The sequence below is a fragment of the Psychrobacter pasteurii genome (assembly GCF_900162815.1).
GTDB classification, from domain to species: Bacteria; Pseudomonadota; Gammaproteobacteria; order Pseudomonadales; family Moraxellaceae; genus Psychrobacter; species Psychrobacter pasteurii.
In genome coordinates, this window is record NZ_FUGD01000058.1 from 1 (window position 1) to 8,790 (window position 8,790).

Consider the following 8,790-nt stretch of genomic DNA (forward strand, 5'->3'; position numbering starts at 1 on the left):
TATTCAAAAAATCATTGAAGATTCAGGACACACTATTCTATGGTTACCGCCTTATAGTCCTGACTTAAACCCTATTGAGCAAACTTGGGCTTGGGTTAATAAAAAGCGTCAAGATTGGGGAATAGATTGTATCGATACGTTATTCTTCTATTTTCTTTGGCTGTGTGACTGTTTTTAAGGGCTATGACTATATGTTCCTATGCCTTAATTTGCTATACCTCTGGTAAACACTATCAATGCCTTTGGGTAATAATGGCGACAACCCATTGTTAGTCATAAATACCAACCCTTTTAACTTCAGTCATCATAATAAATAAGGAGATAATAATGAAAGCGGTTTTATTGGATGAAAAAAGATTTTCAGAAGGGGTTGATTTACCCGCCCCAGAGTCGCTTAGTGAGTACGTCACTTTTGAAAAAACCCCTCACGATAATGCGCTAATTATTGAGCGCTGCCAAGACGCCGATATTGTGATTGCCGGCTCTGTTCGTTTTGAAAAAGAAGTGATAGATGCGCTTCCTAATTTAAAACTGCTGCAATTAAGCACCGTCGGCTCAAACCAAGTAGATAAGCAGGCCTGCGAGGCCAATAACGTCACTTTATTAACCGCACCCGACTTTGCAACCGAAAGCGTAGCGGAACACACCTTTATGCTCATGCTAAATGCCATGCGTGCCGGTCTTTATTATCACAATCATGTGGCTGATGGCACTTGGCATCACTCCAGAAAAAACGCCCTTGTCGATGAATCTATCGTTGATCTACATCAGCTAACTCTTGGGCTTATTGGCGTTGGCGATATTGGTCGACGTATTTCACATTTAGCACAGGCCTTTGGTATGACTGTATTATGGGCTGAGCGTCAGGGCAAAACGCCTCGTAACGAAGATTACACAGCATTTGAGACTGTTTTGGCCCAGTCTGATGTATTAAGCCTACAATGCCCTTGGACTGAGGAAACTGAGCACCTTATTAACGCCGATACCCTTGCTAAAATGAGCAACAAGCCGTTAATCGTTAATGTTGCCCGTGGTAAAGTTGTCGACTCCCAAGCCGTTGCTGATGCCCTTAAAGCCGATAAAATCATGGGTTATGCTACCGATGTATACGAGCAAGAGCCTGCTGATACTTCAGACCCTATCGTGCAACTGGCCAATCAAAAACACCCTCGCGTTATTTTAAGCCCGCATCATGCAGCGGCCAGTAAAGCGGCCCAGCGCAAACTATGGGGTATCGTACGCCGCCAAGTAAGCGAGTTTGCCGAGCAGTATTCTGCTAAGGTTTAATTTAAAGCTTATAAAGCCTATTATTCATAAGCTAGAACGACAACGACTAAATACAATAAATTCCTAACAAATACCCAAAAAGAGGACCTATTATGAAAGCCGTATTTTTAGATAGAGGCACTTTTTTAGACAGTGTCGACCTATCTGCGCCTAAAGGTGTCAGCGACTATGTTTGTTTTGATGAGACCCAGCAAGACGATGCACTCATTATCGAGCGCTGTAAGGATGCTGACATTATTTTTTCTAATAAAGTAAAAATAAATGCCGATGTCATCGCAGCTCTTCCCAACTTAAAGCTGATTCAACTCACCGCTACTGGCATGAATAACGTTGATGCCGACGCTTGTGAGGCACACAATGTCGAGCTTTATAATGTCGCAGGTTATGCGGTCAAAAGCGTGCCAGAGCACACTTTTATGCTGATGTTAGCGGCACTGCGTGCTGGCGTGTATTATCATGATAAAGTCAGTGATGGCACTTGGGAGAAGGCCGGCAGCTTTTGCTTAATGGACATACCTTTGATTGATTTAGAAGATAAGACCCTAGGAATTATTGGAGTGGGTACTATTGGTAAGCGGGTCACTGAAATTGCCAAAGCTTTTGGTATGAAGGTGTTATGGGCTGAACATCAAGGCAAAGCACCACGTAATGAAGACTACACCGACTTTGATACAGTACTAGAAACCTCAGACGTTATTAGTCTGCACTGCCCGTTAACAGAGCAAACTCAGCATTTAATTAACCAAGACACTTTGGCTAAAATGAAGAAAAAACCACTGCTAGTGAACGTGGCGCGTGGCGGTGTTGTAGACTCACAAGCTTTGAGTGATGCAGTAAAAAACGACCAAATTATGGGCTATGCCACCGATGTCTTCGAGCAAGAACCCACAACCAAAGACGATCCTTTATTGCAGCTGGCCGATCACCCAAGAGTCATCTTTAGCCCGCATAATGCTTGGGGCAGTAAAGCAGCTCAAGAAAAACTTTGGGACATCTTAAGTGGGCAAGTTAGTGATTTTATTGCCAAGCAATAATGGGTTAACGCCATAAAAAAATCCTCCTGAAGTTAACTCGGGAGGATTTTTTAACTTATCTTTTAATAATTGGCCGCTTTACTAGGTATCTTAGACCAAACCTATCTTACTCTACATTAAGCCTAGCCCCAAAATAAAACAAACACACAAGCCATGGCCAATACAATACCGAGAATATTAAGTTTACTGAGCGACTCTTTAAAGGCAAATACCCCCACTAAGGTCGCTACAGCAATTACTCCAACGTTCATACCGGTAAATACCACACTAGGAGAGTCCGCCAAGCTTTGGTGCGCCTTGATATAGGCATAGATATTGCCCATATTCAACATACCTAGCACAATACCTGAGAGCAAGGCTTTATTATCCCACCGGGTTTTCAAGATGAGTAAATAAAGGCACATTAATACGCCAGCAAGACCAAAGCTCATAAACAAGGTCAGTGGAAAAGCAGCTCCCTGCTTGGCAACTTGTTTAAATAAAATATCAATAACGCCGTAACCCACCCAGACCCCAAGCAACCAAAGCCCTACCGGAACCTTGGCCAAACCTATCCTTTGGCTCATATTAACTCTAGAGTAAATAGAGTTGGTTGCATTGGCTTTTTCAGGCGTTCGATATACCAAAGCCACTAAGGCTAGGAAGCCCAGAAAGATGCCCCATGTACGCTGCAAAGTGAGCACTTCACCAAATAAGGCAAAAGCAGCCACAATGGGAATAATCAGCGATAAGCGTTGGGCAGCATCACTCGCAATAATGCCAACAGATTCAATAGCCCGGCCTAAAATAACAAACACCAACGGCAATAAGATACCCAATAGCAGTATAATGCCCCAAGCTGCATTTAAGTCTGCTGTTGCACTCAAGTCAGGCTTTAATAACGTCCAGGTTAAAAAAAAGGCCACCGGATACCCTGCCATTATGGTTTGACGGATATCTATTTGATGCTGGCGTAAGACTTTGAGTAGTACCGAAACCGCTACGCTACAAAGCACAGCGATGACCAGATAGCTCATAATTAAATCATCCTTAAATCGAATGTAACAATATATTACATGATAAACTATATTTTTGCTGAAGCGATTGTATAAAGTGCGATAAAGCGGATGATTATCATTTTTTTCCCACTTTATTTTTGATTTTGCTTGAATAGCAACACTGCCTATCCATACTGATAATAAAGCTCATTAATTCTGACACCTAAAATAACTATAATTAGTAATAACTGCCTATGAATAAGTTTTTCAATTTTTTCGAGACCCGGCTATCTGCCTTCCCGGAAAACACAATTCCTCTGCCCAAAGAGGGCTTGTTTAAATTCCTGTGGGCCTGTACTTATGGCCTTCGCAAATGGTTGGTACTTTTTATGGTACTGACGGCCGGTATCGGGGTCTATGAAGCGTTGCTGTACGCTTGGATTGGAGATCTTGTTGACTGGATGGGAAGCTATACCCCGGCCACGCTTTGGGCAGAAAAAAGTGCTACCTTAAAGCTGATGTTTGCGGTCTTGGTACTGAGCCCTTTTTGGGTGGGCTTAGCCTCCTTAGTTCACTTTCAGGTTATCCAAGGGGTGTTCCCTATGCAAATGCGCTGGCGTTTTCACAAGCGCATGCTGGGCCAGTCCATGGAGTTTTATCAAAACGAGTTTTCTGGACGTGTATCTGCCAAAGTTATGCAGACCGCTCTGGCCGTAAGAGATACCGTAATTACCGTCGTCGATATGATGACTTATGTGTTGGTATTCTTTGTCACCAGTGGCATCATACTGTTTCAGCTCGATAGCTTATTACTTATTCCGTTTGCCCTGTGGCTGGTGATGTTTGGAGCAACCTTATGGTACTTTTTACCCAAGCTGCGACAGACGGCCAGTACCCAAGCCAATGCTCGAGCACTTATGACCGGTCGTATCACCGATGCTTATGCCAATATTATGACGGTTAAGCTATTTAGCCACTCACAGCGTGAGCTTAGCTATGCTAAGTCAGCGATGAAGCAATTTTTGGGAACGGTACATGCTCAGATGCGTTGGGTGACTGTTCTCGAGTTTGTGAATCACTTGGTAAGTGTGACCTTAATCGGTAGTACCGCAGCCATTGGTTTATATCTATGGCAAAGAGGGGATGTCGGTGTTGGTGCCCTCGCGATGGCCACAGCCATGGCACTGCGTTTAAACAGCATGACCCACTGGATTATGTGGCAGATGGCGACCTTATTTGAAAGTATCGGTACCGTTCAAGATGGTATTCGCACTTTATCAACGCCACAAAAAGTAGTGGATGCACCTGACGCTAAAGAGTTAACCATCAATGAAGGTCATATTAAGTTTGAAAAGGTAGACTTCGGCTATGAAGGCAGTGGCAAAGCCAACATGGGGCTTAAAGTTGCGACCGAAGAGGACAAGCTGGATGATGATAATTTAACTGGCTCACTTAGTGGCAGCCTGCCTAACCCAAACTATGTCAAACTACTCGACAACTTTAATCTAGATATTAAACCCGGTGAGAAGATAGGTTTAGTGGGTCGCTCTGGCGCGGGTAAATCGACATTGGTTAATTTATTGCTGCGCTTTTTCGATGTGGATTCAGGCCGAATTACTATCGACAATCAAGCGATACACGAAGTTACCCAAGAGAGTCTACGCCGTCAAATTGGTATGGTGACTCAGGACACTTCCTTGCTACACCGAACCGTTCGTGAAAACATCGCTTATGGTCGCCCCACTGCGACAGATGAAGAGATTATTGCAGCTTGTAAAGAAGCACAGGCTTGGGAGTTTATCGAAGAGCTCCATGACGCCAAAGGTAATACTGGCCTTGATACCCAAGTAGGTGAGCGTGGAGTTAAGCTTTCAGGCGGTCAACGTCAACGCATTGCTATCGCCCGTGTGATGCTAAAAAATGCGCCTATTTTATTGCTTGATGAGGCGACCAGTGCCTTAGACTCTGAGGTGGAGCATGCCATTACCGAAAGTCTAAACAGCATGATGACGGGTAAAACGGTTATCGCCATTGCACATAGATTATCTACCATTGCCGCTCTAGATCGCTTGGTAGTTATGGACAAAGGCCGTATTATTGAGCAAGGCAGTCATGAAGAGCTATTGGCTAAAAATGGGGTTTATGCTGGACTATGGGAGCGTCAAAGTGGCGGATTTTTAGGGGATGATGACTTAGAAGATCTTTAAACCTTGTTTCGCATTTTAATTGGAAGAGGATGTGATTAGTAAATGAAAGTAACTCAAGTTAATACGTTTCAGAAATATGAAAAGGATATTCAATTAGACAACCAGCAAGCTCGCTACTATGACTTTTCAGACTTAGAGTCATCAGAAGCTGCTAATGATAAGCCCACCGCTCACTTTTATGGTGGCAACGGCTTTGTTGCTGGCGCTTATCAACCTTTGTTTACTGAGCTTAGCCAGCAGTTTAATGTAATTAGCTTAGCCATGCGTGGCTACTGGCCAGACTTACCAAGTGCTAAGGTAATGACGCGTGAGCAAGATGCAGACTGGCTGATTGAGTTTCTGGAGCGTACTCAAGGTGGACCTGTCATCGGAATTGGTCACTCACAAGGGGCTACGGCGACTGCGATGGCTGCCGCCAAAAGACCCGACCTATTTTCAGCCCTGTACTTAATTGATCCAGTTACTTTTACTAGAAAGCAATCTTTGCTATTTAACCGTATTCCACGCCTAATCCTGCAAACCCAGGAGCCTTTTAAGAGCACGAGGGTTAAGCCTGCTGACTGGAGCAGTGTCGAAGCTTATTATCAAAGCTTACGTCAAAATCGAGCCTACAAACGTATTAGCGATGATCATTTAAAAATCTTTGCTCAAAATAGTTTAGTGGCCAAAGACGAAGGGCAATCCGGATATAGTTTATTGTTTAAGCCTAAACAAGAGCTTGCCAGCTACTTTGGTACCCCTTACGTCACCCCCGCTTTAAAAAAACTTAATAAGAAAAAAGTCCCTTATTACTTGATACTGGCTAAGCCCTCTATCTTTAATAGCAATAAAGTGCGCCAAAGCTGGAAAGGTCTGGTGCCTATCCAAAACAGAATTGTTCTGTCGGACTATGGCCATCTTCTTCCCATAGAAGCCCCTAAGGCTTGTGCCGAAGTCATTGTTAACTTTGAGCAGTCACGGATCAAATAACCCATAAAGTTTATTGGCTAGGCAGGGGATAAAAGTCTTTTTTATCCCCTGCCCTGATATTATGGAGCTGCTGATATGGATTTGTTTGCCCCACAACCTACCGATAACTTGTTACCTTGTGACGGCATAGTAAATGACTTAGGCATCATGTTGTCAGACGATCGGGCCTTATATCAGCAGCTATTGGACAAGTTGCCTTGGCAATCAGACCAAGTCACTTTATTTGGTAAAACCCATATTACCACCCGTAAAATTGTGTGGATGGGTGATACGTCTAGTGGCTCAGACCAAGCTTTAACCTATACTTATTCAGGGCATACCCGCCCTATTCAGCCTTGGCACTCGTCTGTGTTTCACGTGAAACAGCTCATTGAACAGCGACTACTTGAGCTTGGTATTGCTGCCCAATTTAACAGTTGTCTGCTTAATTATTACCCGAGTGGTGAGGACGGCATGGGTTATCATGCTGATGATGAGCCGGAGCTAGGACATCAGCCGATTATCGCTTCATTATCTTTAGGGGCTACTCGTAAGTTTGTCTTTAAGCACAAGGCTCATAATAAAAAGACTCAAGATAAAGTCGAGCTCTATCTTGAGTCAGGGCAACTGGTGGTGATGCGTGGCGACACCCAGCAATACTGGAAGCACAGCATCACCAAAACCAAAAAAGTCGATGAAGGTCGAATAAGCTTAACTTTTCGCCATATGCTTAATCACCCGTAAATTACTTATCAGCCAATCAGGCAATCAGGCTCTTACTTTTAGGTGCTGCTGCCATTGAGCGGTGCTTAAACCTCAAGCACAATCTTACCAAAGGTATCACCGATCTCTAATGACTGATGGGCGTCAGCGGTTTTCGCTAATGGGTACGTCTTCTGGATATGTAACTTTAGCTTGCCCTCTGCCACTTGCTTCAGCACATCGCTCAAGTCTTCAGCGTTTGGCTTGGCAATAAAGCCTTCTACTTGTAGGTTTTTATCAGCGCCAGCCTCTTTTAGCGCCTCAGCCCAAATGGAAGGCAACACCACAACGCGCCCTCCTGCTTTCACCACGGCCAATGCTTTTTTACCAGCGTCGCCGCCCACTAAATCTAGTAGAAGATCTGCATTTAGCTCTGGAAAGGTCTCTTCTTTGGTGTAATCAATCCAGCCTTCTAGCTTATTCACATCAATTAAGTTACCTATCTTCTGATACTTATCAGCAGAGCAAATCAGCGTTAACTTAATATTTTTTTCATCAATAGCATTGATAAGCATTTGCAGAGTGAGATGACCCACACCACCGGCTGGTGCACTCATCACCACATGCTCGCCTGCTTTAATATCTGCAAAATCAATCATTTGCTTAGCCGTCGTTCCTACACAAGGTAATGCGCCAGCTGTTTTAATATCTACCTTCTCAGGTACTTTGGTAAGTAGCTGAGCATCGACTGTATTGTACTGGGCATAGCAGCCACCTTTAAAGTTAAGCGCCGCCACTTTATCACCCACTTGGAAGTCAGCTACGTTACTGGCAACGACTTCTCCGGCCATATCAAAACCTAGGATTGCTGGTTGATTATTCGAAAATTGGTTGTCTTTGATATTTTGAGCACCCCAGCCTAGACCTTGGCGGGTTTTATAGTCCACTGGGTTAATTCCAGCATAAGCAATTTTGACCAGAACCTCGCCTTCTTTAGGCGTAGGAACTGCGGCATCTGTGTGGTGCTGTAAGACCTCTGCCTCACCGAATTCCGTTATGGTGATGGCTGATTGAGTTTTAGGTAAGTTTTGGTTAGATGACATAACACGCTCCTTGTTGTAATGAGACAAAAAATAGATTTCATTCTAGTCTAGCATACTGTTGGTGTGTCAAGTTTAGTCCAAGCAAAGCTTAATTGTCTTCTAGCACACCTTGACTTCCTCCCCTCGCTAAACCGAGGCGATTCCTACAGCTAGACGGTCAAGCCCGACCGCAAGGATGTTCTTAGCAGCATTGATATCTCTATCATGCCATGTGCCACACTTAGCACAAGTCCATCCTCTTATTCGCAAACCTGCTCTACCTTTTGGACTACTGTCACTTATTTTATGGCAGCACGAGCAGGTCTGGGTAGTGTAACTCTCATTTACGATCTCAAACTGACAACCTGCATGCTTGCATTTATATTCCAGTTGTCGTTTAAGTTCAAACCATCCGGCATCGTATGTCGATTTAGCTAGATTGGTTTTTTTAGTTTAGGACTTACGCAAAACCAGAGATATATTGCCAACCTAAAGCATAGCGTAGTACCATAATAGTCATGAAGAAGCCTAAAATAACCCGACTAGATTATTG

General features: G+C 43.9%; 8 protein-coding genes and 1 pseudogene. 6 read left to right on the plus strand and 3 right to left on the minus strand.

The window, feature by feature from the left end; genetic code table 11:
• Positions 1-13 precede the first annotated feature (13 nt).
• The 3 genes from A1232T_RS14340 to A1232T_RS03635 all read left to right on the plus strand — a co-directional run bounded on the left by A1232T_RS14340 (position 14) and on the right by A1232T_RS03635 (position 2,321).
• Complete coding sequence (locus A1232T_RS14340) at positions 14-178, plus strand: transposase (protein WP_077448115.1); 165 nt, start codon at positions 14-16, stop codon at positions 176-178.
• A 149-nt stretch (positions 179-327) separates the two neighbouring features.
• The gene (locus tag A1232T_RS03630; RefSeq protein ID WP_077448108.1) at positions 328-1,287 is read left to right on the plus strand and encodes an NAD(P)-dependent oxidoreductase; all 960 of its coding nucleotides are present in this window, start codon (positions 328-330) and stop codon (positions 1,285-1,287) included.
• 92 nt (positions 1,288-1,379) lie between these two features.
• Positions 1,380-2,321 carry a D-2-hydroxyacid dehydrogenase gene (locus tag A1232T_RS03635; protein ID WP_077448109.1) on the plus strand — a complete coding sequence of 314 codons (942 nt, stop codon included), beginning with the start codon at positions 1,380-1,382 and terminating at the stop codon, positions 2,319-2,321.
• Positions 2,322-2,443: 122 nt separating this feature from the next.
• Here the strand turns inward: A1232T_RS03635 and A1232T_RS03640 are convergent, their stop codons facing one another.
• The gene (locus A1232T_RS03640; RefSeq protein WP_077448110.1) at positions 2,444-3,337 is read right to left on the minus strand and encodes a hypothetical protein; all 894 of its coding nucleotides are present in this window, start codon (positions 3,335-3,337) and stop codon (positions 2,444-2,446) included.
• Between the two features lie 215 nt (positions 3,338-3,552).
• Here A1232T_RS03640 and A1232T_RS03645 point away from each other — a divergent pair, with 215 nt between their 5' ends.
• The 3 genes from A1232T_RS03645 to A1232T_RS03655 all read left to right on the plus strand — a co-directional run bounded on the left by A1232T_RS03645 (position 3,553) and on the right by A1232T_RS03655 (position 7,197).
• Positions 3,553-5,505 carry an ABC transporter ATP-binding protein gene (locus A1232T_RS03645; RefSeq protein ID WP_077448111.1) on the plus strand — a complete coding sequence of 651 codons (1,953 nt, stop codon included), beginning with the start codon at positions 3,553-3,555 and terminating at the stop codon, positions 5,503-5,505.
• A gap of 42 nt (positions 5,506-5,547) precedes the next feature.
• Positions 5,548-6,474 carry an alpha/beta fold hydrolase gene (locus A1232T_RS03650; RefSeq protein ID WP_077448112.1) on the plus strand — a complete coding sequence of 309 codons (927 nt, stop codon included), beginning with the start codon at positions 5,548-5,550 and terminating at the stop codon, positions 6,472-6,474.
• Positions 6,475-6,549: 75 nt separating this feature from the next.
• Complete coding sequence (locus tag A1232T_RS03655) at positions 6,550-7,197, plus strand: alpha-ketoglutarate-dependent dioxygenase AlkB family protein (protein WP_077448113.1); 648 nt, start codon at positions 6,550-6,552, stop codon at positions 7,195-7,197.
• Between the two features lie 65 nt (positions 7,198-7,262).
• On the opposite strand, the gene A1232T_RS03660 is transcribed toward A1232T_RS03655, so the two are convergent.
• Positions 7,263-8,258, minus strand: coding sequence for an NADP-dependent oxidoreductase (locus A1232T_RS03660; protein ID WP_077448114.1), 996 nt, complete (start codon positions 8,256-8,258; stop codon positions 7,263-7,265).
• 126 nt (positions 8,259-8,384) lie between these two features.
• Positions 8,385-8,687, minus strand: a pseudogene (locus A1232T_RS13615) (RNA-guided endonuclease InsQ/TnpB family protein); the annotation flags it as partial.
• Between the last annotated feature and the right edge of the window lie 103 nt (positions 8,688-8,790).